Genomic DNA, 26297 nt, shown 5'->3' with positions numbered 1-26297 from the left:
CTCATCGGTCCATTTCACCGGGCGGCCGAGGTCGCGCGCCGCATGCAGCAGGCAGACATATTCGGGATAGACCGCGGCCTTCATGCCGAACGAGCCGCCGACATTGTGCGTCAGAAGATGCACCTTGTCGGGCGCCACGTTCAGGAGCTTGGCCAGCGTGTTGCGGCTGCCGGCGACGCCTTGCGTCGGCACGTCGATGATGTAGCGCTCCGTCGCCTTGTCGTAGCGTGCGAGCGCCGCGCGCGGCTCCATCGGCGCCACGGCGAGGCGGGTGTTGACGATGTCGAGCCGCGTGACATGGGCGGCCTTGGCGAAGGCCGCGTCCAGCGCGGCGGTGTCGCCGGAATGATAGTCGAGCGCGATGTTGTTCGGGATGTGGTCGTAGAGCTGCGGCGCCCCCGGCTTCGCCGCATCCTCCGCACCGGTCACCGCGGGCAGCGGATCGATGTCGAGCTCCACCGCTTCGGCGGCGTCGCGCGCCTGCGCGGGCGTCGCCGCCACCACGAAGGCGACCGGATCGCCGACGTAGCGCACCCTGTCGGTGGCGAGCGCCGGGCGGTTGGTCTGCAGCAGGGGCGAGCCGTCGCGGTTCTTCAGCGGCAGGCTGGCGGTGAAGGGATTGTAGCCGGCCGCCGCCAGCTCCTTGCCGGTCCAGACGCCGAGCACGCCGGGCATCGCGCGGGCGGCCTCGATGTCGATGCTCCTGATGATGCCGTGGGCGTGGGAACTGCGGACGATCCAGGCGTAGGCCTGGCCGGGGAGGCTGATGTCGTCGGTATATTCGCCCTTGCCGCGCAGCAGGGTGTCGTCCTCCTTGCGGCGGACGGGTTGCCCGACGGCGAATTTTTGCAGTGCGATATCATTTTCGGCCGGGCTGCCGGGGAGCATGGTGAAGCATGGAAAATCCGCTGAAATGACGGCTTGCGGCGCGAAACGCCGCGCGGCCTGCGCTGATAGCACATCGGGCCAGGTCGGTGAAATCCGAACCGCAATGTGAGGGGCGCATGCTGCGGTTGCGCCGCCGACACACGCTGTTAGACTTGATTTGAACAGAATGCGCGCCGCCCGATCCGGCGGCGCAGAGATGGATTTGCATGGGCGAGGAAGCACGGTTGCGCGAGAGCGGCCGGCTGCGCGCTGACCTGCCGGAACCGGCTGCCGAGAGGCTGCCGGGCCGCGGGTTCCGCCGCGGCCCCGGTTCGTCCACGGCCTATGCCGCGCTCGATCTCGGCACCAACAACTGCCGCCTGCTGATCGCGCGCGCGGCGAGCGACGGCTTCCGTGTGATCGATTCGTTCTCGCGGATCATCCGGCTCGGCGAGGGCATTTCCACCACGGGCCGCATCAGCGAGGCCGCAATCGCCCGTGCGGTCGGAGCCCTGAGCGTGTGCGGCGAGAAGATCCGCGCCAAGGGCGCGACCCGGCTGCGCACCATCGCCACCGAAGCCTGCCGCGCGGCCGACAATGCCGACGCCTTCCTCGGCCTGATCGAACGGGAGACCGGAATTCGCCTCGAGGTGATCGATCGCGAGACCGAGGCGAGGCTCGCGGCGGTCGGCTGCTCGCCGCTGCTCGATCCGCAGGCGCGCGGCGCCGTGCTGTTCGATATCGGCGGCGGCTCCACCGAAGTGGTGCGGATCGAGCGCCCTGCGGGCATGCCGCAGGCGGCGCCGGTCAAGGGCCCGTGGATGTCGCTGCCGCTCGGCGTGGTGACGCTGGCGGAGCGGTTCGGCGGGGCGGACGTGACGCCGGCGATCTACGATGCGATGGTCGCGGAGGTGGCGGGGCATCTCGGCTCCTTCGCCGCCGCGCACGGCCGCGATCTCGCCGGCATGCACCTGCTCGGCACGTCGGGCACGGTGACGACCGTCGCCGGCATCCATCTCGGGCTGCATCACTACGACCGGCGCAAGGTGGACGGGTTGTGGATGGCGAGCGGCGACCTCGATCGCGCCGTCGCGCGGCTCTTGGCGATGACCTATCAGGAGCGCGCGCGCAATGCCTGCATCGGCGTCGAGCGCGCCGACCTCGTGCTTGCCGGCTGCGCCATCCTCGACGCCATCCGCCGGGCTTTCCCGCTGCCGCGGCTGCGCGTCGCCGATCGCGGCCTGCGCGAGGGCATGCTGGTGGAGATGATGCGCGTCGACGGCGCGCTCGTGGCGTCGTAGCGGAAGCGCATTCCATGGCCAAGGACACCACCGGGCGACTGCATGTGACGGTGAAGAGCGGCGGCAAGCGCAAGCTGTCGTCGAAGCTCTGGCTGGAGCGCCAGTTGAACGACCCTTACGTGGCGCAGGCCAGGCGCGAGGGCTTTCGCTCGCGCGCGGCCTACAAGCTGCAGGAGATCGACGACAAGCACCGCTTCCTCAAGCCGGGGCAGGTCGTGGTCGATCTCGGCGCCGCGCCCGGCGGCTGGAGCCAGGTGGCGATACAGCGCGTGAAGGCGGGAGAGAAGGGCGGCGGCTCGGTGCTGGCGGTGGATATCAACCCGATGCCGGAATTGCCCGGTGCCACCGTGATGCAGCTCGATTTCTTGAGCGAAGGCGCCGATGCCAAGGTGATCGAGGCTTTGGGCGGTCCGGTGGATGTGGTGCTGTCGGACATGGCTTCGCCGGCCACCGGTCACCGGCAGACCGACCATATCCGCATCATGTCGCTTTGCGAGGCGGCGTTGGATCTGGCCCGCAGGGTGCTGGCGCCGGGCGGCGGATTCGTGGCGAAAGTGCTGCGCGGCGGCACGGAAAACGAACTGCTGAATGCCATGAAGCGAGATTTCCGCACGGTTCGCCATGTGAAACCGCCAGCCAGCCGGGCCGATAGCGCCGAAAGCTACGTGATTGCCACCGGTTTTCGCGGCGATTCGGCCTAACCTGTTGATTTCCGGCGTCCCATGCCAGGGACCCATGCCAGGGACCCATGCCAGGAACCCATGCTTGAGACGCAACCCTGATATTCAGGCGGATATTGCCGGCTTTACGGCGGGGTGAAAGCCGTCTATATCCTCCGCGGCAAGGAACCACGGAGTCTCCCATGACCGTGTCGGGCGAAACCGACAAGACGGTGGAGCAGGCCTACCTTGCCGCCACCCCCTATATCGATAGCGACCATCCGGCCGTGCGCGCCTTTGCGGCGCCATTCGCCAAGATCGCCGATCCCAAAGCGCGCGCCATCGCGGCCTATTACGCTGTGCGCGACAAATTCCTCTACGATCCCTATTCGATCGAGCCCACCGAGGCGGGGATGAAGGCAAGCCGCGTGCTGGAAACCGGGCGCGGCTTTTGCGTTTCCAAGGCGGTGTTGCTGGCTGCCGTGGCTCGTGCGCTGGATATCCCCTCGCGCATCGGCCTTGCCGATGTGAAGAACCATCTGGCCACCCCGCGCCTGCGCGAATTGATGGGCACCGATGTGTTTTTCTATCACGGCTATACCGAATTGCTGATCGATGGCCGCTGGGTGAAGGCCACGCCGGCCTTCAATATCGAGCTTTGCGAGAAATTCCGCGTGCTGCCGCTGGAATTCGATGGCGAGCAGGATTCGGTCTTCCATCCTTTCGATGCCGATCAGCGCCGCCATATGGAATACGTGGCCGATCGCGGCCAGTTCGCCGACCTGCCCTTCGCCGATTGGCTGCACGGCATGAACGAAGCCTACCCAAATCTGATGCGCGACAGCCTGCAACGCACATTGGGCGGCGATTTCGCCGCCGAGGCTGCTGAAACGAGGACAGTATGAAATTCCGCGAAGCCTATACATTCGACGACGTATTGTTGCAGCCCGGCGCCTCCGAGGTTTTGCCCAGCCAGGTGGATACCCGCACGCGGCTTACCCGTTCGATCCAGCTCAACATTCCGCTGATCTCGTCGGCGATGGACACGGTTACCGAAGCCCGCATGGCCATTGCCATGGCGCAGGCCGGCGGCATCGGCGTGATCCACAAGAATCTCACCATCGAGGAACAGGCCCGCGAAGTGGCCGTCGTGAAGAAGTTCGAGAGCGGCATGGTGATCAACCCGCTCACCATCATGCCTGATGCCACCTTGGCCGACGCACTGGCGATGATGGAGCGTTACGGCATTCATGGCATCCCGGTAACCGAAGGCGAACGCGGCAAGCTGGTTGGCATCCTCACCAACCGCGATGTGCGCTTCGCCACCGATATGAGCCAGCCGGTGCGCGAGTTGATGACCAAGGATCGCCTGGTCACTGTGCGTGAGGGCGTGCGGATGGAAGAGGCCAAGCGCCTGCTGCATCAGGCCCGCATCGAAAAGCTGCTGGTGGTGGATGATCAGGGCCATTGCGTGGGCCTGATCACCGTGAAGGATATCGAGAAGGCGCAGAAATATCCCAATGCCGCCAAGGACGAGCAGGGCCGCCTGCGCGTGGCCGCCGCCACCTCGGTGGGCGAGGATGGCCTGGCGCGCGCCGAGGCGCTGATCGCCGCCGGCGTGGACGTGCTGGTGGTGGATACCGCGCATGGCCATAGCGCGGGCGTGTTGCGCACGATCTCGGAAATCAAGAAGCGCTCCAACTCCACCCAGGTGATGGGCGGCAATGTCGCCACTGCCGAGGGCGCGCAGGCGCTGATCGATGCCGGCGTGGATGCCGTGAAGGTGGGCATCGGCCCGGGCTCGATCTGCACCACGCGCATCGTGGCCGGCGTGGGCGTGCCGCAGCTGACCGCCGTGCTGGATGCCGTTTCTGTATCGCAGAAGGCCAATGTGCCGGTGATCGCCGATGGCGGCATCAAGTTTTCCGGCGATGTGGCCAAGGCGATTGCGGCCGGTGCCGATTGCTGCATGATCGGCTCGCTGCTGGCCGGCACCGACGAGGCGCCCGGCGAAGTGTTTCTGTATCAGGGCCGTTCGTATAAATCCTATCGCGGCATGGGCTCGATCGGCGCCATGGGGCGCGGTTCGGCGGATCGCTATTTCCAGCAGGAAGTGTCCGACAAGCTGAAGCTGGTGCCGGAAGGCATCGAGGGCCGTGTGCCCTACAAGGGCCCGGTGGGCACCATCCTGCATCAGCTGGTGGGTGGCCTGCGCGCGGCGATGGGCTATACCGGCAATGCCGATCTGGAAGCCATGCGTACCCGCTGCACCTTCCTGCGCATCACCTCTGCCGGCCTGCGCGAAAGCCATGTGCATGATGTGGCGATTACGCGTGAGGCGCCCAACTACCGGCAGGATAGTTAAGGCGGCATGCGGCCCCAGGCCCGCCTCGCCGCCGCGATGGAAATCCTCGGCGCCGTGCTCGGCTCCAACCGCGCCGCCGACCGCCTGCTGGCCAGCTGGCAACGCAACAACCGCTATGCCGGGGCGAAGGATCGCCGCGCGGTGAGCGAGATGGTTTATGCCGGCCTGCGCCAACAGGGCGTGCGGCGCTGGCGGCTGGAAGCCGCAGGGCTTGAACTCACGCCGCGGCATTTCATGCTGGCCGATCCGGATCTGACACCGGAGCAGGCCGCTGCGCTGTGCGATGGCAGCAATCATGCGCCGCCGCCGCTGGACGAGGCCGAGCGCGCGGCGCTGGCCGCCATGCCGCCGGCCGATCAGGCGCCGCTTTGGGCAAAAGTGAACCTGCCGCCCGAACTTTGCGATCTGGCCGCCGAACAATTCGGCGACAGCCTGGAAGCCGAACTGGCCGCGCTGAACGGCCGCGCGCCGCTGGACCTGCGGGTGAACAGCCTGAAGGCCAAGCGTGCCGATATCCTTGAGCAACTGGCTGCCGAAGGCATCGCCGCCGTGCCCACGCCGTATTCGCCGCTGGGCATCCGGCTGGAAAAACAGGTGCGGCTGGAAAGCCATCCGCTTTACACCGATGGCCTGATCGAGCCGCAGGATGAGGCCGCCCAATTGGCCGGCCTGCTGCTGGGCGCCAGGCCCGGCGAAACCGTGATCGACCTCTGTGCCGGGGCAGGGGGCAAAACCCTGCTGCTGGGCGCCCAGATGCGCAACAAGGGCCGCCTGATCGCCGCCGACCGTGATGGCCGCCGGCTGGACCGTTTGAAGCCGCGTTTAGGCCGCGCCGGCTTGAATGGGGCCGGCCTTGATATCGTCGAAACCTGCGGGCCGGATAAGCTGCCTGCCTTGCTGGAAGCCATGGAGGGCCAGGCCGACCGCGTGCTGCTGGATGTGCCCTGTTCGGGCAGCGGCACCTGGCGGCGCAACCCGGAAAGCCGCTGGCGTTTCGGCCCCGAGGCGCTGGACGACCTGCGCGCTGCCCAGGCCGACCTGCTGCGCCAGGGCGCCCGGCTGCTGCGGCCCGGCGGCATATTGCTGTATGCTACCTGCTCGATCTTCGGCTTCGAGAATGATCAGCCGGTGGACGCATTCCTGGCCGATCACCCGGACGTGAGACCGGTCCCCCTGGCCCAGGCCTGGGGGGCGGCGCTATCCACGGATTGCCCGTTCAGCGATGATCGACTGCGGCTTTCGCCCTTGCGGCACGGCACGGATGGTTTCTTCGCCGCCGTGATGCAGCGCCAAGCATGAGGGAAGCTGTTATAATGGCACAGACCTGGAGGTTCGCCATGAAGACTATGACCCGCTTTGCCGTGATCTCCGCCCTGGCTCTCGGCCTGGGCTTCAGCATGCCGGCCCTGGCCATGGGCGGCAGCAGCGCGCCGGCCACCGCCGAGCCGGCCAAGGCCGATCCCAATCTCGATGCCGGCAAGAAGGCCATCGATGCCAAGAACTGGGCGGCGGCCATTCCGCTGCTCGAATCCGTGGTGGCCAAGGATGCCAAGAATGCCGATGCCTATAACTGGCTCGGCTTCGCCCAGCGCAACAACGGCAACCTGCCGGCGGCCTTCGATGCCTATGGCAAGGCGCTGGCCATCGACCCCAAGCATCGCGGCGCCCATGAATATCTGGGCGAGGCCTATCTGAAGGCCAACGATCTGCCCAAGGCGGAAGAGCAACTCAAGAAGCTGGATGGCCTTTGCAGCTTCGGCTGCGCCGAGTATACCGAGTTGAAGACCAAGATCGCCGCTTACAAAGCGGCCAAACCGAGCTGAATTTCATCAGCCTCCAGGAAAGGTGAGCGGCAACGATGGCCGAGCGTATTCTCATTATCGATTTCGGTTCGCAAGTAACGCAGTTGATCGCCCGGCGCGTGCGCGAGGCCGGCGTGTATTGCGAGATCGTGCCGTTCCAGAAGGCGGAAGCCGCGCTGACCATCGAAAGCGAGCATGGCATTCTGAAAGGCATCATCTTCTCCGGTGGGCCGGCCTCCACCACGGAGGAATTCTCGCCGCGCGCGCCGCAAAAGGCCTTCGAACTCGGCCTGCCGATCTTCGGCATCTGCTATGGCGAGCAGACCATCTGCATGCAGCAGGGCGGCAGCGTGGAGACCGGCCATCACCGCGAATTCGGCCGCGCTTTCCTCGAGATCAAGGATGATTGCGGCTTGTTCGATGGCGTCTGGACCAAGGGCCAAAAGCACCAGGTCTGGATGAGCCATGGCGACAAGATCACCAAAATCCCCGATGGCTTCCGCGTGGTGGGTGTCAGCGACGGCTCGCCCTATGCCGCGATTGCCAACGATGCGCGCAAAATCTACGCCGTGCAATTCCACCCGGAAGTGATGCACACCCTGGATGGCGCCAAGCTGCTGCATAATTTCGTGCGCAAGGTGGCGGGCTGTTCGGGCGAATGGACCATGAAGGGCTTTCGCAGCGAGGCGATTGCCAAGATTCGCGAACAGGTCGGCAAGGGCCGCGTGATCTGCGGCCTGTCCGGCGGCGTGGATTCTTCTGTGGCTGCCGTGCTGATCCACGAAGCCATCGGCGAGCAGCTCACTTGCGTGTTCGTCGATCATGGCTTGCTGCGCAAGGGCGAGGGCGAAGAGGTCGTGCGCCTGTTCCGCGATCATTACAACATCCCGCTGGTGCATAACGACGCGTCCGACCTTTTCCTCGGCAAGCTGGCCGGGGTCAGCGACCCGGAAACCAAGCGCAAGACCATCGGCGGCCTGTTCATCGATGTGTTCGAGGCCGAGGCGAAGAAAATCGGCGGCGCCGAATTCCTGGCGCAAGGCACGCTCTATCCCGATGTGATCGAAAGCATCAGCTTCACCGGCGGCCCCAGTGTCACCATCAAGTCGCACCATAATGTGGGCGGCCTGCCGGCGCGCATGAACATGAAGCTGGTCGAGCCGCTGCGCGAATTGTTCAAGGACGAAGTGCGCATGCTGGGCCGCGAACTCGGCCTGCCGGAAAGCCTGGTCGGCCGCCATCCTTTCCCCGGCCCCGGCCTCGCCATCCGCATTCCGGGCGACATCACGCGCGAGAAGCTCGATCTGCTGCGCGAAGTGGATGCGGTCTATCTCGACGAAATCCGCCGCTCCGGGCTGTACGACCAGATCTGGCAGGCCTTCGCCGTGCTGCTGCCGGTGCGCACCGTGGGCGTGATGGGCGATGGCCGCACGTATGATCAGGCCTGCGCCCTGCGCGCCGTCACCTCCACCGATGGCATGACGGCGGATTACTTCCCATTCCCGCACGACTTTTTGGGCCGCGTGGCCACCCGCATCATCAACGAAGTGCGCGGCATCAACCGTGTGACGTATGACATCACCTCGAAGCCGCCGGGGACGATTGAGTGGGAGTGAGGGGGAGGTAATAGCTCTTGGCTTCGCGTCAGATTTTTGATATCAAGAAATCATGGCGACTCGAGGTAGGTGATGGCGCAGAAGGGCAGGCCGAAGGCGGACACTGAACCCGTGATGGTCAGATTGCCGTCAGCGCTTTTGGCCCTGCTCGATGATTACCGGCGTAAGCAGAAGGACATACCCACGCGGCCCGAGGCGATCCGTCTGCTCCTCAGAGAGCGATTGGCCAAGCTCGGTTATCCGGAGGGGGGCAAATGACTCCACCCCCGGTAGCCCCCAAGATATACCACATCGTGAATGTTGATCGCCTTCCATCAATCATCGAGCACAACAAACTGCTGTGTGATGCGGAGATCGTGAAGTTAAAACTGCCAGGGACAACCATCGGTATGGGCTCAATCAAAGCGCGCCGATTGCAGCTTCCGGTCACGTGTTATTCCAACGCGATGGTTGGCGATTTCGTGCCTTTCTACTTTTGCCCGAGATCTGTGATGCTCTACGTAATTCATTGCGCTAATAGCTCTGAGCTCACATATAGAGGGGGGCAGGAACCGATCGTCCATTTGGAAGCAGACCTAAATAGGGTCATACAATGGGCCGATCAGCACAAGCATAGCTGGGCGTTCAGTGGGTCGAACGCTGGTGCAGCGTACACTCAGTTCTGGAAAGATACAGCCCGTCTCAAGCAATTGAATTGGCAGCACATCAGCGCGGAGCAATGGGCGGGCGCCGAAGTTAAGGAAGCCAAGCAGGCCGAATTTCTAATGTACCAGCACTTCCCATGGCACCTAGTGGAGCGTATCGGCGTTTATTCAAAGGGCGTATTCAATTCTGTTGCGACCGCGTTAATCAAAGCAACGCACAAGCCACTGGTTCAAATCCTTCCGGCTTGGTATTACTGAGGTGACGCAATGATCAAATTCCGAACTGGTGATATACTCGAAGCTGATGTTGACGCGGTTGTGAATACCGTCAATTGCGTTGGCGTGATGGGGCGAGGTATCGCGCTGCAATTCAAAAACACATTTCCGGAAAACTTTAGAGCCTATGCGGCAGCTTGCGCTCGCAATGAAGTTCAACCGGGGAAAATGTTTGTCTACGAGACGGGCGTCCTCTCGCCGCGCTATGTCATCAATTTCCCGACGAAGCGGCATTGGAAAGGCAAGAGTCGTATAGAAGATATTGAGGTGGGCTTGGCTGATCTCTCAAAGGTCGTCAACGAGCGCAAAATTCGATCTATTGCAATTCCGCCCCTCGGTTCTGGACTGGGTGGACTTAATTGGAGCGAAGTCCGCCCACGAATCATCGCAGCGGTGGAGCACATGCCTCCCAATGTTGCTGTGGTTATTTATGAACCGTCCGGGGCGCCAGATTCGGCAGCGCTCGCCCGGAATCGCAAAGTTCCACATATGACCGCCGGGCGCGCCGCGCTAGTTGTACTTATGCAACGCTATTTAAACGGGCTAATGGACCCCTTCGTAACGCTTCTGGAAGTTCATAAGCTAATGTTTTTTTTGCAAGAGGCCGGCGAACAACTCCGGCTTACCTATCGCAAGGCGAACTACGGACCTTACGCGGAAAATTTGCGTCACGTGCTGAGCAGCATTGAAGGGCACTTGGTCGCGGGTTACTCCGATGGCGGCGATGATCCCGCGAAGCGCTTAAATCTGGTCCCAGGCGCATACGAAGATGCGGATCGGTTTCTCACTGATCAAACTAAGACGCGCGAGCGCTTTGATCGCGTGGCTAAACTCTTGGACGGATTTGAAACACCGTATGGACTAGAACTTCTGTCCACAGTCTATTGGGTCGCAAAAAACGAAGGCGCGCGGACCCTGCTGGACGTTCAATCGAAATTTTACGAATGGAATGTTCGCAAGAAGCTCTTTGCTGCTGATCAAATCGCCTTGGCTCTGAATGTGCTAATCGAGCGGGGATGGCTGGAGAAAATCATCCATGTTCCCTCGCATCGCGAGGCGTCGGCCCCTTCAGCTGCAGCGATATCTTCGACCTAACAGATTACCGCAGTTGAGAATGACGAGTCTTCAGACTTTTCAGTTAGTTCGGATACATGATTCGCCTCGATAACATCAGCAAACAGCACGGCCATCAGATTTTGTTCATCGATGCTGTGAGGTTTTTATAAGCTGTTGATTTAATTTCAAAGGTAATGCCGATACCATAAGCGCGCCGGTGAGGCCCGCATGGTATCTGTAGGCTTCTCGGATATGCCGGAGAAAGTTTCTAGGATTTTTTGATATGAGCATTCTGCCCCCTTGTCCCAAATGCCAATCCAGCCTCACCTATGAAGATGGCAGCGGGCTCTATATCTGCCCCGAATGCGGCAACGAATGGCTGGTTCAGGCCGAAGCCGTCACCGGGGCCGTCGCCGGGTCGGACGAACGTGTTTACCGCGACGCCGCTGGAAACGTGCTGCAAGATGGCGATAGCGTCACCGTCATCAAAGACCTGAAACTCAAGGGATCGGGCGGGGTCGTGAAGATGGGGACCAAGGTCAAGAATATTCGTCTGGTCGATGGAGATCATGACATCGACTGCAAAATTGATGGCTTCGGGGCAATGAGCTTGAAGTCGGAATTCGTCAGGAAAATCTGACTTGCTTATAACCGAATAGGATGATTCAGGCGGCCATGCCCGCTTCTGCGCCAGAGGCGGCCTTTAGCCTTCTGAGCCATCCTGTCCGTACCGCATGCCGGCGCGGAAGGCAGCGACAAGGCTGCGCACAACATTCCTTGCCATCGCCTCCACCGGCAGGCCGGCCTTTACGGCTGCCTCGACATGAGCCGGATGCACGAACACGGTTACGGCATCCCGCACCACGCCTGCCGCGATTGCAGCGTCGTCGATCTTGAATTCCCGTCGCTTGACGCCATCCGCTAGTATCTGGGCGATGAGCGCCGTCATCGCGCGGGCATAGGCCGCGATGATATCTGGCCGCTCATCAACAATGCGCCGATAGAGCTGGTAAACCTCCGGGTCGCCCGCGAAACGCTCGCGCTTGCGGGCATGCAGGGCCAGCACCATGGCCTCAAGCCGCTCGGCCGCCGGGCCATCCACATCGACGAAGCGACGCGCCATCTCTTCTTCATCGCGCATGGCTTCCGCCACCACGGCGTCGAAGATTTCCGCCTTGGAGCGGAAGTGGCGGTAGATGGTGGTGTGCGATGTGCCGAGGGCGCGGGCGATATCGACGACATTCGTCTTCGCCTCTCCAAAGCGTCTCAACTGGGTACGAGCCGCATCGAGAATCTGGTCTCGGAAAGAGGGGTCTTCACTGGTGGGGCGAGGCGCCGGCATAAGCGGAACCTTTAAGGCACAACGGCATAAAATGCAACAACGAACACTTTATATAAAATGTTCGTTGAATATTGTTCATTTGGGTCTATAGTAGGGCGCATCGCCATCGCCCCACCCGGAGGTTTCCATGCAGACTTTCAGCCCACAGACCGCAGCGACGCTACGATCCGCCTTCGTCACTGGTGGCTCAGGCTTTGTCGGCGCCCGCCTGATCGCGCGCCTTGTCAGCCAGGGCTGGCAAGTGAAGGCGCTGGCGCGCAGCCCTGAGGCGATTGAAGCCGTGCGCCGGTCCGGCGCTATCCCGGTGCAGGGCGATCTCACGGACGCGACGGCTCTGCGGTCTGGAATGGAGGGCTGCGAGGTGGTTTTTCACGTCGCGGCGCATTTCAGGCTCTGGGGACCGCGCGCCGTATTCGACCGCGTCAATGTCGAGGGGATGCGCATGCTGCTGGATGCCGCAACCGCGACCCAAGGCTTGCGCCGCGTGGTTGCCGTCAGCGCCGCGGCGGTGGTGATGGGCGATCCGGAGCCGATGCTCGAAGCCGATGAGAGGCTTCCGCTCCAGACGCGCGACTTCGCGCCCTATTCATCCTCCAAGGCCGAAGGCGAGCGCTTGCTGCTGGCCGCCAATAACCGCCGCCCTGGCTTCGAGACCATCGCCATCCGCCCGCCCTTTATCTGGGGGCCGCATATGCCAACCCTCGATCACATGGCCGAAACCGTGCGGGCCGGGCGCTTCCAGTGGGTCGATGGCGGCGGCCAGGCCATGTCCACCTGCCATGTCGATAATCTCTGCGACGCGCTGCTGCTGGCCGCCGATCATGGGCGGGGCGGCGAGTCCTACTTTGTATCCGATGGAGAGAATGGCACGCTGAAGAGTGTTATCTCGGCTTTGCTGGCCACGCGAGGCGTGGTGGCGAAAGATCGCGCTGTGCCATTCCGCCTGGCCTGGATGATGGCAGGTCTCATGGGGGCGGCATGGCGCCTGCTGGGGCGCAGCGGCGAACCGCCGATCACGCGCCAGATGCTCCGCCTGATCGGCAAGCCGTTCACCATCAATATCGCCAAGGCGCGCGCCGAGCTTGGCTATGCGCCGCGCGTGCGCTTTGCCGAAGGGATTGCCGCCATGGGGCGCGGCACGCATGCCGTCCATGTAGCGCCCGGCTTGGCGCAGCCGGCCCCGATTGCGCCCTGAGCCGGCGGCGATTTAACGCGTATCGGGCAAGTAACTGGAAATTTCCGCCCGGTCCTGATAGGGCATCCCCGGGCCGCCTGTGCGGCCTGGGCGCGTGGATATGTCCATGCGCCTGTCCTTTCCAGCCCGCACGGACCCCATGATTCGTCTCGATAACGTCAGTAAGCAGCACGGCCATCAGATTCTGTTCATCGATGCGTCGATGGGCATTCAAAAAGGCGAGAAGGCCGGTCTGGTGGGGCCGAATGGCGCCGGCAAGTCCACGTTGTTCCGCATGATCGTGGGCGAGGAAAAGCCGGATGACGGCCAGGTGGCGATCGATACCGGCATGACGATTGGCTATTTCAACCAGGATGTGGGCGAGATGTCCGGCCAGTCTGCTGTCGCCGCCGTGATGGATGGCGTGGGGCCGGTGAGCGCGCTGGCCGCCGAGATGGCGCAGCTTGAGGCCGCCATGGTCGATCCCGAGCGGGCCGACGAGATGGAAGCCCTGATCGAGCGCTATGGCGATGTGCAGGCGCGCTTTCAGGAACTGGATGGCTATGCCCTGGAAGCCAAGGCGCGCGAGGTGCTGGCGGGCCTGAGTTTCAGCCAGGAGCGCATGGATGGCGATGTGGGGCTGCTGTCGGGCGGCTGGAAGATGCGCGTGGCTTTGGCGCGGATTCTGCTCATGCGCCCGGATGGCATGCTGCTGGACGAGCCGAGCAACCATCTCGATCTGGAAAGCCTGATCTGGCTGGAAGCCTTCCTTAAAGATTACGACGGCGCGTTGCTGATGACCTCGCATGACCGCGAATTCATGAACCGCATCGTCGGCAAGATCATCGAGATCGACGGCGGCACGCTCACCACCTATTCGGGGAATTACGATTTCTACGACCAGCAGCGCGCGCTGAACGAAAAGCAGCGCCAGGCGCAGTTCGAGCGCCAGCAGGCCATGCTGGCCAAGGAGATCAAGTTCATCGAGCGCTTCAAGGCACGCGCTTCCCATGCCGCCCAGGTGCAGAGCCGGGTGAAGAAGCTGGACAAGATCGAACGTGTCGAGCCGCCGCGTCGGCGCCAATCCGTGCAATTCGAATTCCGCAGCCCGCCGCGTTCGGGCGAGGATGTGGCCGGCTTCAAGGCCGTGCATAAGGGCTATGGCAGCCAGTCGATCTATGCCGGCCTGGATTTCCAGGTGCGCCGGCTGGAGCGCTGGTGCGTGCTGGGCGCCAATGGCGCGGGCAAATCCACGCTGTTGAAGCTGGTGGCCGGCGATACCCAGCCGGACCAGGGCAGCGTCAGCATCGGCAGCAGCGTGAAGATGGGCTATTTCGCCCAGCATTCCATGGACCTGCTGGATGGCGACGACACCATCTTCGAAACCCTGGATAAGGCTTTCCCGCAGGCCGGGCAGGGCACTTTGCGCACGTTGGCCGGCTGTTTCGGCTTCTCCGGCGACGATATCGAAAAAACCTGCCGCGTTTTATCGGGCGGCGAAAAGGCGCGGCTGGTGATGGCGATGATGCTGTTCGATCCGCCGAATTTCCTGGTGCTGGACGAACCGACCAACCATCTGGATATGGCCACCAAGGAAATGCTGGTAACGGCGCTCTCGAATTTCGAGGGCACCATGCTGTTCGTATCGCATGACCGGCATTTTCTTGCAGCCCTGTCCAACCGCGTGCTGGAATTGACCCCGGAAGGCGTGCATCAATTCACCGGCGGCTACACGGAGTATGTGGCGCGCACCGGCCAGGAAGCACCCGGCCTGCATCCGGGGTGATCATTATATTTGGAAAGGCAGCCGATCTTTCGGAGAATTGGCGATATCAGCATCGAAATCGGTCCGAGTGTAGTTTCGAGGATAGTAAGAGAACGCCTTCAATTCGAAATATTCATCCCGCGTCATGTAGCGGCGGGAGATTCTCAAGCTTTCCCCCTCTGCAGCGTCTGCATCAAGAGTATCGCTAAGATGAAGGTGCGTAACCCCAGTGTGTTGAGCACTGTTGGGGTCAACCGGTCGGGCGCCTTGGCTGGTTAGCTCGGCTAATAGAGGGGATGCTTGCTTCGGTGGGCCGTAGGTGATTACAGGGCCAACTGAAACGCCTTTAATGCAACTTGCATGGGCATCCAGCCATGATGTTGTTTCGGATAATGTTCTTTCTGTTTCTCCAGCGTAGAGCAGAATATTGATTTTTACATTGATATCATTAGCAGCGCAGTCCTGTATTAAGCGCGATGCTGCGGCGAGGTATTTCTCGGGGTATTTTGATTTTCGCATAGCTAAGATTTGAGCCGGAGATGCTGATTCTAACCCTAGATCGATCACCTTAAGACCCGCTGCAGCTAGATGCCCAACTGTCTCTGTTAGCATGCTGTCTACACGAGTTTCCGTGCGCCACTGAATAGTGAGTTTACGACGCTCCATTTCTTCGCGGAATTCTTTAGCCCAGCGCGGATTAGGCAGGAAATAAGAAGATTGCAAATACGGCCGAATATTGCGATCGCCATACTGGTCCTGCAAAGAGGCCAGATCGCTCGCGAGTCGACTTGGTGATTTTAATCTACCAAGCGAGATATCTCGCTCTTCACAAAATTTGCAACCCATGCCGCAGCCCCGTGATGCCTCGAGGCTAGGCTGAAATAGCTGAAAGTTACGAACCAACCGATGGTCAAGCGGAACTTCGGGAAGGTCGCCGCCATCGATGATTTCGTTTTTGAGCCCAAGTAGGCCATTAATTTTATTGTTGGCAAGTCCGCAGATGATTCTGTCGCTTTGAGGAATGTGCTGCGCAAGCCAGTCTGGGTCCGGGCTAGTAACCCATCGTCCTCCTAGAATGATATGGGCCTCTGGGTCGAAAGCCCTGAGTTCATAACAAAATGCCTTCGTCCAACCCAGAGCGTAAAAGCTGGGTATAGACAACATTATGGGGTATGCGGAAGGTATGAGGCCATCGCTAATTAAACTGGTGAGAAATTCTTTTGGATCGTCGTGTTCCCCGTGAACTAACTTGGTATCCAATCCTTGCTTATGTAACTGAGTGGCGAGAGATAAAGCTCCGTAGTTCAAGTAGAGTTGGCGGCGCGCCAGCGGGTGATCTCTTTTTTTCGGCGAGAACAGTCCTGCGGAAATGAACAGCACGGTATTTGAACGTGGCATCGTGAAGTCCCCTGCTTGCCATCATGGCGAGCTGTTTTATGCGTATGTAGGGAGCTTCAGCGGTTTTTGAAGTGCGGACGGTGGGGAATCTAAAGTGGTTATAACCGGTCCAGAGACCTGGTGATCACCTTGATCTAAAAGCTAAATTTTCGGGACTGTTCTCACCTCAATACTTCTGCGGCACATACAGCTCCGCCGGCAGCGTCCGCCGTTCGTAATTCGGGTCGAACACGCGCTCGGGCAGGGCGATATCCTCGTGCGGGATTTCCTCGTAGGGAATCACCGAAAGCAGGTGCGCGATCAGGTTCAGCCGCGCGCGCTTCTTGTCGTTGCCTTCCACGATATGCCAGGGCGCCTCGGGGATGCTGGTGCGCGCGAACATGTCTTCCTTGGCCTTGGTATACTGCTCCCAGCGCACGCGCGACTGCAGGTCCATGGGCGACAGTTTCCACTGCTTGATCGGATCGTGGATGCGCATCAGGAAGCGCAGCTGCTGTTCCTCATCCGTGATCGAGAACCAGTATTTCACCAGGATGATGCCGGAGCGCACCAGCATGCGCTCGAATTCCGGCACGTCGCGGAAGAAATCCTCCACCTCGCCGGGGCTGGCGAACCCCATCACGCGCTCGACGCCGGCGCGGTTGTACCAACTGCGGTCGAACAGCACGATCTCGCCGGCGGCTGGCAGGTGCGGCACATAGCGCTGGAAATACCACTGGGTCTTCTCGCGGTCGGATGGCGCCGGCAGCGCCACCACGCGGCAGGTGCGGGGGTTGACGCGCTGGATGATGCGCTTGATGGCGCCGCCCTTGCCGGCGCTGTCGCGCCCCTCGAACAGGATCACCATCTTGAGGCCCTTGTGGCGCACCCAGTCTTGCAGTTTCACCAGCTCGCTCTGCAGGCGCAGCAACTCGGTGAAATAGGTTTGCCGGTCGATGGTGCCCTTTTTGCGTGTGGCCAGCAACTTGCGCAGTTCGGGCGGAATGCGGGCGTCATCGACGGCCTGCTCCAGTTCTTCGTCGAGATCGTCCTCGAGTTCGATTTCCAGCCAGCTGCGGGTTTCGGTCGGCTCGGTCATGGGATCCTCTTTTCGCTGGCCAGAGTGTTATCCGGAAGTTTTTACAATCTGGTGACACGGCCGGGACATTGCGGAAATCGTGGCGGACCGGCAGTGTGGCGGGCCTGAATCGTCAGGCAGGGGACCAGCATGAATCCATTTCCCGAAGACATCTTCACCGAGCCGGATGATGTCGATCCCGATACCCTGGCCAATCTCGGGCCGCTGCGCCGCCTGGCTGGCGTGTGGGAAGGCGAGAAGGGCGTCGACCTCAACCCCAAGGCCGATGGGCCGGAGCGGCGTCCGTATATCGAACGCATCGAGATGCAGCCCACCGATCCGCAGGCCAATGGGCCGCAGCTTTTCTATGGCCTGCGTTATCATGTGCATGTGAATACGCGGGAGGAAGATATCACCTTCCACGATCAAGTCGGATATTGGCTGTGGGAGCCGGCAACCGGGCTGATCATGCAATCGCTCACCATTCCGCGCGGCCAGACCGCGTTGGCGGTCGGCCAGGCCAAGCCGGACGACACGAGCCTGGTGGTGGAAGCCACGCGCGGCCAGACCAATTACGGCATCTGCTCGACGGACTTTCTGGAATACGCCTTCCGCACGGATTCCTATCGCCTGGAAATCACCTTCGATCCCGATGGCAGCTGGAAATACGTGTCCGACACCATGCTGATGGTGCGCGGCCGCACGGAGCTGTTCCGGCATCGCGATGTGAACCGCCTGCGCAAAGTGGCCGAACCGCAGCCCAATCCGCTGCTGCTGCGGGTGCGCGCCAAGCAGGGCTGAGGCAGCGGGCCTTTATGGCTATCCCGCAGCGGCTATGAAGCCGCTGCGTGGCTCGCCATCGGCGCAGGGCCGATATAGCGCGATTGCGGGCGGATCAGGCGGCCGGTTCTGTCCTGCTCCAGCACATGGGCGGTCCAGCCCGCCATGCGGCCGGCGGCGAAAACATTGGTGAAGCTTTCGCGCGGAAAGCCCACGGCCTCCAGCACCAGCGCGGTGTAATATTCCACATTGGTTTGCAGCGGCCGCAGCGGCTTCTTTTCGCTGAGCAAGGCCAATGCCTCGGCTTCCACGGTTTCGGCGAAGCGGATTCTGCCGCTGCCATCGCGCAGGTTAGCAACCGCCGCTTTCAGCACATCGGCGCGCGGATCGCGCACGCGATAGATGCGATGGCCGAAACCCATCAGCCTTTCGCCGCGCGCCAAGGCATCTGTCAGCCAGGGCCGGATGCACTGCGCCTCGCCGATGGCGTCCAGCATATCCAGCACCGGGCCGGGCGCGCCGCCATGCAGCGGGCCTTTCAGCGCACAAAGCCCGCCGATCACCGCCGAGAATAATCCCGCCTTGGTGGAGGCGATCACCCGCGCCGTGAAGGTGGAAGCATTCATGCCATGATCCGCCACGGTCACCATGTAGGTATTCAGCGCCTTGGCCATGGCTTCCGGCATCGGCTTGCCATGCAGCATCCGCAGATAATCCGCGGCCTGGCCGAGCGACGCATCGGGTTGCAGCGGCACGAGACCCTGGCGGCGGCGCGCAATGGCGGCGGCGAAGACCGGCACGGCCGCTACAGCCAGTACATGATGCGCCTCGGTTTGCGCATCGGCCAGCGCCGATAGCAGCAGCCGTAAGGCCTCAACCTGGGAGAGGCGGTCGGTCATGCCGAGTAGGGGATCGAGCAAACCGAAAGCGTGCTGCCGCGCCTTGCCCAAAGCGGTTTGGATTTGCGCCGCATTCAGGTTTTCCGGTGCCAGATCCTGCCAGAGCAGGGCGAGCAAAGCCTCGAAACGCCAATCGGCGATAGCATCCAGATCATAGCCGCGCAGGATCAATCGTCCGGCCATGCCATCCACATGGCTCAGCCGGGTTTCGGCGGCGATCACGCCCTCCAGCCCGGCATTGCCCTGGGATTGATCGACGGCGAGTTGCGGGGCGGTTTTGCTTGAGTTGGTCATGGCTATCCTCATGTTTCACTGTCATGAGGATGTTGATTGTGGTTATATAGTCAATCTTGATTCAAATGATCAATATAAAGTCGCCATGGCCAAGCCGCAGATTTCCAAGCCGCCGCTATTCCTGGATGCCGCCAAGGCGGCGAAAAGCCTCGGCGTCAGCCGCGCTACGCTTTATGCCTATGTCAGCCGTGGGCTGATCCGGTCCAGCGCGGCGGATGGCGATACACGCCAGCGGCTGTATAACGCGCATGACGTTGAGGCATTGAAGAAGCGCAAGGCGGTGGGCCGGCGCCCGCGCGAGGCGGCGGCGCAAAGCCTGGATTGGGGTTTGCCGGTTCTGAGTTCCGGCATCACGTTGATCGAGAATGGGCGCTTGTATTATCGCGGCCAAGATGCCGCGCGTCTGGCCGAGACAGCGACATTGGAGGATGTTGCGCGGCTGCTCTGGCAATGCGAGGCACAGAATCCGTTCATCGCCGACCAGGCCTTGCCGCCGCCCTGGCAGCCCGGATTGTTGAAGCGCTTGGCGGCCTTGCCGTTGATTGAACGTTGCCAGGCTATGTTGCCATTGATCGCGGCCGGCCGTGCAACGGCATGGCAGCGCGATGCCAGCAGGCTTTGGTCGGGCGCGGCGGCCTTGCTGCGCGCATTGGCCGCCGCTACCAGCCTGAGCGAGCCGGATGCGCAGCCGATCCATCTTCATCTGGCTCGTGCCTGGCAACTCAAGCCATCGGGCGCGGATATTCTGCGCCGCGTTCTGGTGCTGCTGGCGGATCACGAATTCAATGCCTCCGCCTTTGCCGTGCGCGTGGTGGCATCCACCGGCGCATCGCTTGGGGCTTGTCTGACTGGCGGCTTGGCGGCGCTCAGCGGCCCGCTGCATGGCGGCACGACGAGTTTGGTGGAACTGCTGTTGCAGGAGATCGACACTGTCGGCGATGCGGCCGCCGTGGTGGAGGCTCGCTTGCGGCGTGGCGAAGGCGTGCCGGGATTCGAGCATCAGCTCTATCCGGAAGGTGATCCACGCGCCGCCGCCTTGCTGCCGCTGCTGCCCCGGGATGCCAGCCGAAATGCCCTGGCGGCGGTGATGCGGGATGGTGCGGGAAAATTACCGAATGTGGATTTTGCGCTGGTTTCGGTGCGCCGCGCCTTGCGCTTGCCGAAAGATTCGGCATTGGCATTGTTCGCCATCGGCCGCACGGTTGGGTGGATCGCCCATGCGTTGGAACAGCATCGCGAGGGCAAGTTGATCCGCCCCCGCGCGCGCTATACTGGTCCGGCTATAGCCGACTGAATCAACGTTATACAGTGCCTATAATTTGGCGGCTTTCTCCAACGCTGCGATATCCAGCTTCGCCATTTTCAGCATCGCTTCCGTCACCCGTTTGGCCACGGCGGGATCGGGGTGGCTCATCAATTCGCCCAGCCGTTTCGGCGTGATCTGCCAACTGAGGCCCCAGCGGTCGCGCAGCCAGCCGCATTGCTCATAGCTGCCGCCTTCGCCCAGCGCGGTCCACAGGCGGTCGATCTCGGCTTGGCTGTCGCATTCCACAATGATCGAGAAACTGTGGTTGAAGGAATCCAGCGGTCCGGCTTCGATGGCCATGTAGCGCTGGTCGCCCAAGGTGAAGCCCGCCATCTGCACGCTGCCAGCCGGGCCGCTGGGATTATCCGCCATCACCGCCGTTTGCCAATCCAGCGACGAACCGGGAATCAGCGATATGTAGCAGTGCAGCGCCGCCTGCATATCCTTTTCGAACCAGAGATGTTGCGTCACTCTCATGTCGTTGCCTCCGTTATGGTTTGTGTGAGTCTGCCGTAAATCGGGGCAGGAGAAAATAGGTTGGCGCATTAAAATTAGCATTGACTAATGAATAAGTATTGGCTAATGCTTTCCGCATGAACAGCGAAACCACACAGATCACCATCCTCATGCGCGCGTTGGCCGACCCCACGCGGCGCGCGGTTTTCGAGCGCATTGCCGAGGCCGATGAAATCACCGTGGCCGAGCTGACGCGCGGCAGCGGCGTAACGCAGGGTGCTGTTTCGCAGCATCTGAAGGCGCTGAAACAGGCCGGTCTGGTGGCCGAGCGCCCGGAAGGCCGTAATGTGTATTACCGCGCCCAGCCTGGCGGTTTGCTGCCCTTGGCCGACTGGATGAGCCATTACCGCGCTTTCTGGCGCAAGCGCTTCAATAATATTCGCAACCTGTTGAAGGAAATCGATCCATGAGCCAAGCCATGCCGCAGGTTGCCCTGCACGATATCGTGGTGGACGAGGTGTTTCCTCATGCACCGGACGTGATCTGGAAGGTGCTGACCGATGGCGACCTGATCGCCCGCTGGATGATGCCGCCGAAGGATTTCGCTGCCATCGAGGGCCAGCGTTTCAGCTTTCAGACCACGCCGGCAGGCAAATGGGATGGCACCATCCGCTGCCGCGTGCTGGAAGTGAAGCCCTGCGAGCGCTTCGTTTATTCCTGGCAGGGCGGCGATGAAGCGAATGTCGGCTATGGTTCCAAGCTGGATACCCGGGTCACCTTCACGCTCACAAAAGTGCCGCTGGGCACGCGGCTGCGCGTGGTGCATTCCGGCTTCGAATTGCCGCGCAACCAGACTGCCTTCAAGAGCATGGGCGATGGCTGGCCGAAGGTGATCAAGAATCTCGATGCCATGGCCGCCGAGCAAGACAAGGAAGCGAGTCATGACTGACGCCTATACCGGCGGCTGCATCTGCGGCGCCATCCGTTACGAAATCGCTGCCGAGCCGATCTTTTCCAATGAATGCCAATGCCGCGATTGCCAGCGCGTAAGCGGCACGGGCCATGGCAGCTATCTCACCTTCCCGAGCCGCGCCGCGGTGAAGCTGAGCGGGCAGGCGCGGCATTACGATATCGTGGCCGATAGCGGCAATGTGAAAAGCCATGCCTTCTGCCCCGATTGCGGCGCGCCGGTCTACCTCACTTTTGCCGCGATGCCCGACTTGTTCACCATCCACGCCGCCAGCCTGGACAATCCCGGCCGTTTCAAGCCGCAGGCGGTGACCTATCATCAGCGTGCCCATGCCTGGGATCATCTCGATCCGAGCCTGGCGGTATTCGAACGCATGCCGACGGGGTAGGTGTTCAGCGGGAGGGAAGCTGCGTCAGCGCCGTATCTCACGCTGCAGGTAATCCACGAATAGCCGCACCTTATGCGGCAATAATCGCGCGCTGGGATAAACCGCCCAGATGCCGAGCGGTTCCGGCACATGACCAGCAAGCGCGAGCGGACTCAATTTGCCGCTGGCCACATCCTCGCGCGCATCCCATTCTGCAAGCAGGGCGATGCCGGCGCCATCCAGGCAGGCCTGATGGATGGCGTCGATGGAATTGAGTTTCAACCGGCCGCCGATTTTTTGCCGCAGGGTTTTCCTGCCTGTGCGGTTTTTGCCATCCTGGATAAAAACCCAATGGCTTGTGTCGCCCAATGCCAGGCATTGATGCCGGGCAAGATCGGCGGGAGTTTTCGGTTTGCCGGCGCGGCGCAGATAGGCGGGCGCGGCATACAATCTGCGCGGATTGTCGCTGAGGCGGCGGGCCACCAGGCTGTTGTCGCGCAACAGGGCAATGCGCAGAGCGAGATCGAAGCCCTGGCCAACGATATCCACGATGCTGTCGGTCAGCATCAGATCCACCTGCAGTGCCGGATGCCGTTCCATGAAGCGCACCAGCAGCGGGGTCACGATCTTGCGCCCAAAGGCCACGGAGGCCGTAAGGCGCAACAGGCCGCTGGCCTGATCCTGCTGTCCCCCCACCGAGGCGCGGCCAGCGGTTTCGGTATCCAGCAAGGCGCGGGCATGGGGCAGGAAGGTTTCGCCCTGGGTGGTCAATGCCAGCGCCCGGGTGGTGCGGTTGAGCAGCCGGGCGCCGATTTCGTCTTCCAATGCCGCCAGCCGGCGCGAGGCCATCAAGGGCGGAATGCCGGCCCGGCGCGCGGCCTCGGCCAGGCTGCCGGCATCCACGGCGCCCACGAAGATGGCTATGTCGGTGAGATTCATTGCATCATTTTATGATGTATTGGAAGTTCAAATTCAAACACTAAATCCAGCCTCTCACTGTCGGTACTATGCCTTATCCGTTAGAGATGGAGGCATCCCGTGCAGGATGTGATGACAATGAATGCCCCCCAGATGAATGCGCCGCAGATAAAATCCGGCGAGACCGCGCAGCGGCCGTTGCCGCCGATGCTCACCTTCGCCATGGCCGCGTCTGCCGGGCTTGGTGCGGCCAATATCTATTATAACCAGCCGATGCTGGGCCATATCGAGGCCGCTTTCGGCACCGGCATTGGCGGCCTGGTGCCGACGGCTACGCCGCTGGGCTATGCGCTTGGGTTGTTCTGCCTGGTGCCGCTGAGCGACATCCTGGATCGCAAGCGGGTGATCCTGGTGCAGTTCGGGCTGCTGGCGCTGGCTTTGGCGCTGGCGGCCTGGTCGCCCAATGGCTGGGTGTTGGTGGCGGCCTCCTTCCTGATCGGGGTCAGTGCCTGTGTGGCGCAGCAGATCGTGCCTTTTGCCGCGCATCTGGCGCCGGCGGAGAAGCGCGGCGCGGTGGTGGGCATTGTCATGGCCGGCCTGCTCAGCGGCATTCTGCTCAGCCGTACCCTGGCCGGTTTCGTCGCCAGCCATTATGGCTGGCGCGAGATGTTCTGGCTGGCGGTGCCGATGGCCTTGGGCACGGCTTTGTGGCTGGCTTTCGTGTTGCCGTCCAGTCGTGGCGAAAGCAGGTTGGGCTATGGCCGGTTGATGCTGTCGTTGCTGCATCTGTGGCGCGAATTGCCGGCTTTGCGCCGTGCCGCGCTGATCCAGGCCTGTCTGTTCGGTGCGTTTTCGGTGTTCTGGACCGTGCTGGCATTGCGGTTGCAGCAGCCGCCATTCGGCCTGGGTGCGGAAGTAGCCGGCTTGTTTGGCGTGGTAGGCCTTGTGGGCGTGGCTGCCGCGCCGATTACCGGCCGCATCGCCGATGCAAAGGGGCCGCAGCGGGTGATCCTGCTGGGCTGTTTGCTTGTATTGCTGTCCTGGATGATCCTTGGCCTGTGGCCATCGCTGGTCGGCATGGTCCTCGGCGTTATCCTGCTGGATTTCGCAGCCCAGGCGGTGCTGGTGAGCAACCAACATGTGATCTATGCCCTGCGTGCCGATGCCCGTGCGCGGCTGAACACATTGTTCATGTCGATGATGTTTCTGGGCGGTGCTGCCGGTTCGGCGCTTGCCATGCTGGCCTGGCAATGGGCGGGCTGGATGGCAGTGTCGGCTTTGGGCGCGCTGTTTGCGCTGGCTGGCCTGCTGTTGCAGCTTTCGGCGCGGCGGCCAGCCTAGACAGCAGATCCTAGGCTGCCTGCTTCAGCATCGCATTGCGGTCGCCCCACAGCTTCAGCGCCATGATCACCGGCTCCAGGCTGCGGCCCTTGGGCGTGAGGCTGTATTCCACCTTCGGCGGCACTTCCGGATAGATTTTGCGGCTGATCAAGCCGTCGGCTTCCAACTCGCGCAGCTGGTTGGTCAGCATACGCTGGGTGCAGTTGGTCAGCCGGCGCCGCAATTCGTTGAAGCGCAGCGTGCCCTCAAACAGGTGATACAGCACCACGCCTTTCCATTTACCGTCGATCAGCGACAGCGTGGCTTCCACGGCGCAGCCGGGGCTGCAATCCAGGCTCTTGTGGCGTAGGCGGGCCATGGCTCCTCCTGTCCACAGTATCGTTTTTGATACTATGGGCGTTAAATGTGCGTTCTTGTCTTTATGCATTGTATGGCGCAAATCATCGCTGGACAATACACCCCAAACGACAGAGCCCAAACGACAGAGCAAGGAGCTTACCATGCGTGCCATCGGTTATAAGGAAATCGGCCCCATCGAGGCGCCGGACTCCCTGGTGGATATCGAATTGCCGCGGCCCACGCCCCAGGCGCATGACCTGTTGGTGCAGGTAAAGGCCATCGCGGTAAACCCGGTGGATACAAAGGTGCGGCGCCGGGCCGGCGGCGAGGGGGCATGGAAGGTGCTGGGCTGGGATGCCGCCGGCGTGGTGGTGGAGGCAGGGCCGCAGGTGCAGGGCTTCAAGCCCGGCGATGCGGTTTATTACGCCGGCGACCTGACGCGCCCGGGCTGCAATGCCGAATATCATCTGGTGGATGCCCGCATCGCTGCGCATAAGCCGCAATCCCTGAACTTTGCCGAAGCGGCCGCCCTGCCGCTCACATCGATCACGGCCTGGGAGGCGCTGTTCGATCGTCTTGATATCCGCAAAGCCGTGCCAGGCGCGAAACCTGCCATTCTGATCATCGGCGGTGCTGGCGGTGTGGGTTCGATTGCGGTGCAGCTTGCCCGCCGGCTTACCGATGCAACCGTGATCGCCACTGCCTCACGGCCGGAAACCCGGCAATGGGTGCAGGCGCTGGGGGCCCATCATGTGGTGGATCATACCAAGCCGTTGGCCGATGAGATTGCGGCGCTGGGTATCGCTGCCCCCGGCTTCGTGTTCTCCACCACCAATACCGAGGATCATCTGGCAGAGATTGCCAAGCTGATCGCGCCCCAAGGCCGCTTCGCGCTGATCGACGATCCCGCTGGCCTGGATATCAGCCCGTTCAAACGCAAGAGCGTGTCGGTGCATTGGGAATTCATGTTCACCCGCTCGATGTTTGCCACGGCTGATATCGCTGAGCAGGGCAGGTTGCTGGCCGAGGTGGCCCGCTTGGTGGATGCCGGTACTTTGCGCACCACGCTGGGCGAGCATTTCGGTGTTATCAACGCCGCCAATCTCAAGCGCGCCCATGCCTTCATCGAAACTGGAAAGGCCAAGGGCAAGGTGGTGCTGGAAGGGTTCTAACGCCGCGAGCCAACCTGGCGGGAGACGATGGCCACGCCGAGCAGTACGATCATCGTGGCCAGAATCTCCCGCATGCTCACCGGTTCGCCGAGCAGCAGAAAGCCGAGGATGATGGTCCAGGGCGGCAGGAAGT

General features: G+C 62.0%; 28 protein-coding genes. 20 read left to right on the top strand and 8 right to left on the bottom strand.

Annotation, left to right across the window (positions count from 1 at the left end):
- Positions 1-888: molybdopterin cofactor-binding domain-containing protein (locus KF827_RS17495; protein WP_291008152.1), on the bottom strand; the 888-nt coding region annotated here is incomplete at its 3' end.
- A gap of 206 nt (positions 889-1094) precedes the next feature.
- Here KF827_RS17495 and KF827_RS17490 point away from each other — a divergent pair.
- From KF827_RS17490 to KF827_RS17440, 11 genes are all read left to right on the top strand, one after another.
- Positions 1095-2168: a Ppx/GppA phosphatase family protein gene (locus tag KF827_RS17490; RefSeq protein ID WP_291008150.1), complete on the top strand. Its 1074-nt coding sequence runs from the start codon at positions 1095-1097 to the stop codon at positions 2166-2168.
- A gap of 14 nt (positions 2169-2182) precedes the next feature.
- A complete protein-coding gene (locus tag KF827_RS17485) occupies positions 2183-2869 on the top strand; it encodes an RlmE family RNA methyltransferase (protein WP_291008148.1) in 687 nt (228 codons plus the stop codon).
- Positions 2870-3030: 161 nt separating this feature from the next.
- Positions 3031-3732: a transglutaminase family protein gene (locus KF827_RS17480; RefSeq protein ID WP_291008146.1), complete on the top strand. Its 702-nt coding sequence runs from the start codon at positions 3031-3033 to the stop codon at positions 3730-3732.
- Positions 3729-5192, top strand: coding sequence for an IMP dehydrogenase (gene guaB / locus KF827_RS17475; protein ID WP_291008144.1), 1464 nt, complete (start codon positions 3729-3731; stop codon positions 5190-5192). The genes KF827_RS17480 and guaB overlap by 4 nt, the downstream gene beginning before the upstream one ends.
- 6 nt (positions 5193-5198) lie before the next feature.
- On the top strand, positions 5199-6491 hold the full coding sequence (locus tag KF827_RS17470; RefSeq protein ID WP_291008142.1) for an RsmB/NOP family class I SAM-dependent RNA methyltransferase: 1293 nt from the start codon (positions 5199-5201) through the stop codon (positions 6489-6491).
- A 38-nt stretch (positions 6492-6529) separates the two neighbouring features.
- Positions 6530-7015 carry a tetratricopeptide repeat protein gene (locus tag KF827_RS17465; protein WP_291008140.1) on the top strand — a complete coding sequence of 162 codons (486 nt, stop codon included), beginning with the start codon at positions 6530-6532 and terminating at the stop codon, positions 7013-7015.
- 35 nt (positions 7016-7050) lie between these two features.
- Positions 7051-8610 (top strand): glutamine-hydrolyzing GMP synthase, encoded by a 1560-nt coding sequence (gene guaA / locus KF827_RS17460; protein ID WP_291008138.1) that lies wholly within the window; start codon positions 7051-7053, stop codon positions 8608-8610.
- A 72-nt stretch (positions 8611-8682) separates the two neighbouring features.
- Complete coding sequence (locus KF827_RS17455) at positions 8683-8868, top strand: hypothetical protein (protein WP_291008136.1); 186 nt, start codon at positions 8683-8685, stop codon at positions 8866-8868.
- A 35-nt stretch (positions 8869-8903) separates the two neighbouring features.
- A complete protein-coding gene (locus tag KF827_RS17450; protein ID WP_291008134.1) occupies positions 8904-9512 on the top strand; it encodes a DUF4433 domain-containing protein in 609 nt (202 codons plus the stop codon).
- Positions 9513-9521: 9 nt separating this feature from the next.
- Complete coding sequence (locus tag KF827_RS17445; RefSeq protein ID WP_291008132.1) at positions 9522-10625, top strand: macro domain-containing protein; 1104 nt, start codon at positions 9522-9524, stop codon at positions 10623-10625.
- Positions 10626-10869: 244 nt separating this feature from the next.
- Positions 10870-11226, top strand: coding sequence for a zinc ribbon domain-containing protein YjdM (locus tag KF827_RS17440; RefSeq protein ID WP_291008130.1), 357 nt, complete (start codon positions 10870-10872; stop codon positions 11224-11226).
- Positions 11227-11289: 63 nt separating this feature from the next.
- Here KF827_RS17440 and KF827_RS17435 read toward each other — a convergent pair whose 3' ends face one another.
- Positions 11290-11928, bottom strand: coding sequence for a TetR/AcrR family transcriptional regulator (locus KF827_RS17435; RefSeq protein ID WP_291008127.1), 639 nt, complete (start codon positions 11926-11928; stop codon positions 11290-11292).
- 127 nt (positions 11929-12055) lie between these two features.
- On the opposite strand from KF827_RS17435, the gene KF827_RS17430 reads away from it, so the two are divergent.
- Both KF827_RS17430 and KF827_RS17425 read left to right on the top strand, forming a co-directional pair.
- Complete coding sequence (locus KF827_RS17430; RefSeq protein WP_291008124.1) at positions 12056-13123, top strand: NAD-dependent epimerase/dehydratase family protein; 1068 nt, start codon at positions 12056-12058, stop codon at positions 13121-13123.
- A gap of 139 nt (positions 13124-13262) precedes the next feature.
- On the top strand, positions 13263-14888 hold the full coding sequence (locus KF827_RS17425; RefSeq protein ID WP_291008154.1) for an ABC-F family ATP-binding cassette domain-containing protein: 1626 nt from the start codon (positions 13263-13265) through the stop codon (positions 14886-14888).
- 3 nt (positions 14889-14891) lie between these two features.
- Here KF827_RS17425 and KF827_RS17420 read toward each other — a convergent pair whose 3' ends face one another.
- Complete coding sequence (locus KF827_RS17420) at positions 14892-16265, bottom strand: radical SAM protein (protein WP_291008121.1); 1374 nt, start codon at positions 16263-16265, stop codon at positions 14892-14894.
- A 166-nt stretch (positions 16266-16431) separates the two neighbouring features.
- Positions 16432-17343, bottom strand: a complete 912-nt coding sequence (gene ppk2 / locus KF827_RS17415; RefSeq protein WP_291008118.1) for a polyphosphate kinase 2 — start codon at positions 17341-17343, stop codon at positions 16432-16434.
- Positions 17344-17472: 129 nt separating this feature from the next.
- Here ppk2 and KF827_RS17410 point away from each other — a divergent pair, with 129 nt between their 5' ends.
- Entirely contained in the window at positions 17473-18123 is a 651-nt protein-coding gene (locus tag KF827_RS17410) for a heme-binding beta-barrel domain-containing protein (RefSeq protein WP_291008115.1), read from the top strand.
- 32 nt (positions 18124-18155) lie between these two features.
- On the opposite strand, the gene KF827_RS17405 is transcribed toward KF827_RS17410, so the two are convergent.
- Positions 18156-19295, bottom strand: a complete 1140-nt coding sequence (locus KF827_RS17405; protein WP_291008112.1) for a citrate synthase/methylcitrate synthase — start codon at positions 19293-19295, stop codon at positions 18156-18158.
- Between the two features lie 85 nt (positions 19296-19380).
- Between KF827_RS17405 and KF827_RS17400 the strand changes: the two genes are divergently transcribed.
- Positions 19381-20589 carry a citrate synthase family protein gene (locus tag KF827_RS17400; RefSeq protein WP_291008110.1) on the top strand — a complete coding sequence of 403 codons (1209 nt, stop codon included), beginning with the start codon at positions 19381-19383 and terminating at the stop codon, positions 20587-20589.
- 18 nt (positions 20590-20607) lie between these two features.
- Here KF827_RS17400 and KF827_RS17395 read toward each other — a convergent pair whose 3' ends face one another.
- Complete coding sequence (locus KF827_RS17395; protein ID WP_291008107.1) at positions 20608-21078, bottom strand: VOC family protein; 471 nt, start codon at positions 21076-21078, stop codon at positions 20608-20610.
- Positions 21079-21194: 116 nt separating this feature from the next.
- On the opposite strand from KF827_RS17395, the gene KF827_RS17390 reads away from it, so the two are divergent.
- The 3 genes from KF827_RS17390 to KF827_RS17380 are packed head-to-tail and all read left to right on the top strand — an operon-like array spanning position 21195 to position 22415.
- Positions 21195-21527, top strand: a complete 333-nt coding sequence (locus KF827_RS17390; RefSeq protein WP_291008104.1) for a metalloregulator ArsR/SmtB family transcription factor — start codon at positions 21195-21197, stop codon at positions 21525-21527.
- Positions 21524-22006 carry an SRPBCC domain-containing protein gene (locus tag KF827_RS17385; RefSeq protein ID WP_291008102.1) on the top strand — a complete coding sequence of 161 codons (483 nt, stop codon included), beginning with the start codon at positions 21524-21526 and terminating at the stop codon, positions 22004-22006. The genes KF827_RS17390 and KF827_RS17385 overlap by 4 nt, the downstream gene beginning before the upstream one ends.
- On the top strand, positions 21999-22415 hold the full coding sequence (locus KF827_RS17380; protein ID WP_291008099.1) for a GFA family protein: 417 nt from the start codon (positions 21999-22001) through the stop codon (positions 22413-22415). Before KF827_RS17385 ends, KF827_RS17380 begins: the two co-directional genes overlap by 8 nt.
- A gap of 24 nt (positions 22416-22439) precedes the next feature.
- Here the strand turns inward: KF827_RS17380 and KF827_RS17375 are convergent, their stop codons facing one another.
- Positions 22440-23333, bottom strand: a complete 894-nt coding sequence (locus KF827_RS17375) for a LysR family transcriptional regulator (RefSeq protein WP_291008096.1) — start codon at positions 23331-23333, stop codon at positions 22440-22442.
- 117 nt (positions 23334-23450) lie between these two features.
- On the opposite strand from KF827_RS17375, the gene KF827_RS17370 reads away from it, so the two are divergent.
- The gene (locus KF827_RS17370) at positions 23451-24653 is read left to right on the top strand and encodes an MFS transporter (RefSeq protein ID WP_291008094.1); all 1203 of its coding nucleotides are present in this window, start codon (positions 23451-23453) and stop codon (positions 24651-24653) included.
- Positions 24654-24663: 10 nt separating this feature from the next.
- On the opposite strand, the gene KF827_RS17365 is transcribed toward KF827_RS17370, so the two are convergent.
- A complete protein-coding gene (locus tag KF827_RS17365) occupies positions 24664-25011 on the bottom strand; it encodes a helix-turn-helix domain-containing protein (RefSeq protein ID WP_291008091.1) in 348 nt (115 codons plus the stop codon).
- 142 nt (positions 25012-25153) lie between these two features.
- On the opposite strand from KF827_RS17365, the gene KF827_RS17360 reads away from it, so the two are divergent.
- Entirely contained in the window at positions 25154-26164 is a 1011-nt protein-coding gene (locus tag KF827_RS17360; RefSeq protein ID WP_291008088.1) for a zinc-binding alcohol dehydrogenase family protein, read from the top strand.
- The last annotated feature ends 133 nt before the right edge of the window (positions 26165-26297 follow it).

It is taken from the genome of Ferrovibrio sp., assembly GCF_019636075.1.
Taxonomy (GTDB): Bacteria; Pseudomonadota; Alphaproteobacteria; order Ferrovibrionales; family Ferrovibrionaceae; genus Ferrovibrio.
Note: the sequence above shows the minus strand (reverse complement) of the source record. Positions and strands in the feature narration are given on the sequence as shown.

What these genes read in the sequence shown, in the direction of transcription:
- KF827_RS17490 (WP_291008150.1), top strand. Translation starts at nt 1,095, where the DNA reads ATGGGCGAGGAAGCACGGTTGCGCGAGAGCGGCCGGCTGCGCGCTGAC.
- KF827_RS17485 (WP_291008148.1), top strand. Translation starts at nt 2,183, where the DNA reads ATGGCCAAGGACACCACCGGGCGACTGCATGTGACGGTGAAGAGCGGC.
- KF827_RS17480 (WP_291008146.1), top strand. Translation starts at nt 3,031, where the DNA reads ATGACCGTGTCGGGCGAAACCGACAAGACGGTGGAGCAGGCCTACCTT.
- guaB (WP_291008144.1), top strand. Translation starts at nt 3,729, where the DNA reads ATGAAATTCCGCGAAGCCTATACATTCGACGACGTATTGTTGCAGCCC.
- KF827_RS17470 (WP_291008142.1), top strand. Translation starts at nt 5,199, where the DNA reads ATGCGGCCCCAGGCCCGCCTCGCCGCCGCGATGGAAATCCTCGGCGCC.
- KF827_RS17465 (WP_291008140.1), top strand. Translation starts at nt 6,530, where the DNA reads ATGAAGACTATGACCCGCTTTGCCGTGATCTCCGCCCTGGCTCTCGGC.
- guaA (WP_291008138.1), top strand. Translation starts at nt 7,051, where the DNA reads ATGGCCGAGCGTATTCTCATTATCGATTTCGGTTCGCAAGTAACGCAG.
- KF827_RS17455 (WP_291008136.1), top strand. Translation starts at nt 8,683, where the DNA reads ATGGCGCAGAAGGGCAGGCCGAAGGCGGACACTGAACCCGTGATGGTC.
- KF827_RS17445 (WP_291008132.1), top strand. Translation starts at nt 9,522, where the DNA reads ATGATCAAATTCCGAACTGGTGATATACTCGAAGCTGATGTTGACGCG.
- KF827_RS17440 (WP_291008130.1), top strand. Translation starts at nt 10,870, where the DNA reads ATGAGCATTCTGCCCCCTTGTCCCAAATGCCAATCCAGCCTCACCTAT.
- KF827_RS17435 (WP_291008127.1), bottom strand. Translation starts at nt 11,928, where the DNA reads ATGCCGGCGCCTCGCCCCACCAGTGAAGACCCCTCTTTCCGAGACCAG.
- KF827_RS17430 (WP_291008124.1), top strand. Translation starts at nt 12,056, where the DNA reads ATGCAGACTTTCAGCCCACAGACCGCAGCGACGCTACGATCCGCCTTC.
- KF827_RS17425 (WP_291008154.1), top strand. Translation starts at nt 13,263, where the DNA reads ATGATTCGTCTCGATAACGTCAGTAAGCAGCACGGCCATCAGATTCTG.
- KF827_RS17420 (WP_291008121.1), bottom strand. Translation starts at nt 16,265, where the DNA reads ATGCCACGTTCAAATACCGTGCTGTTCATTTCCGCAGGACTGTTCTCG.
- ppk2 (WP_291008118.1), bottom strand. Translation starts at nt 17,343, where the DNA reads ATGACCGAGCCGACCGAAACCCGCAGCTGGCTGGAAATCGAACTCGAG.
- KF827_RS17410 (WP_291008115.1), top strand. Translation starts at nt 17,473, where the DNA reads ATGAATCCATTTCCCGAAGACATCTTCACCGAGCCGGATGATGTCGAT.
- KF827_RS17405 (WP_291008112.1), bottom strand. Translation starts at nt 19,295, where the DNA reads ATGACCAACTCAAGCAAAACCGCCCCGCAACTCGCCGTCGATCAATCC.
- KF827_RS17400 (WP_291008110.1), top strand. Translation starts at nt 19,381, where the DNA reads ATGGCCAAGCCGCAGATTTCCAAGCCGCCGCTATTCCTGGATGCCGCC.
- KF827_RS17395 (WP_291008107.1), bottom strand. Translation starts at nt 21,078, where the DNA reads ATGAGAGTGACGCAACATCTCTGGTTCGAAAAGGATATGCAGGCGGCG.
- KF827_RS17390 (WP_291008104.1), top strand. Translation starts at nt 21,195, where the DNA reads ATGAACAGCGAAACCACACAGATCACCATCCTCATGCGCGCGTTGGCC.
- KF827_RS17385 (WP_291008102.1), top strand. Translation starts at nt 21,524, where the DNA reads ATGAGCCAAGCCATGCCGCAGGTTGCCCTGCACGATATCGTGGTGGAC.
- KF827_RS17380 (WP_291008099.1), top strand. Translation starts at nt 21,999, where the DNA reads ATGACTGACGCCTATACCGGCGGCTGCATCTGCGGCGCCATCCGTTAC.
- KF827_RS17375 (WP_291008096.1), bottom strand. Translation starts at nt 23,333, where the DNA reads ATGAATCTCACCGACATAGCCATCTTCGTGGGCGCCGTGGATGCCGGC.
- KF827_RS17370 (WP_291008094.1), top strand. Translation starts at nt 23,451, where the DNA reads ATGAATGCCCCCCAGATGAATGCGCCGCAGATAAAATCCGGCGAGACC.
- KF827_RS17365 (WP_291008091.1), bottom strand. Translation starts at nt 25,011, where the DNA reads ATGGCCCGCCTACGCCACAAGAGCCTGGATTGCAGCCCCGGCTGCGCC.
- KF827_RS17360 (WP_291008088.1), top strand. Translation starts at nt 25,154, where the DNA reads ATGCGTGCCATCGGTTATAAGGAAATCGGCCCCATCGAGGCGCCGGAC.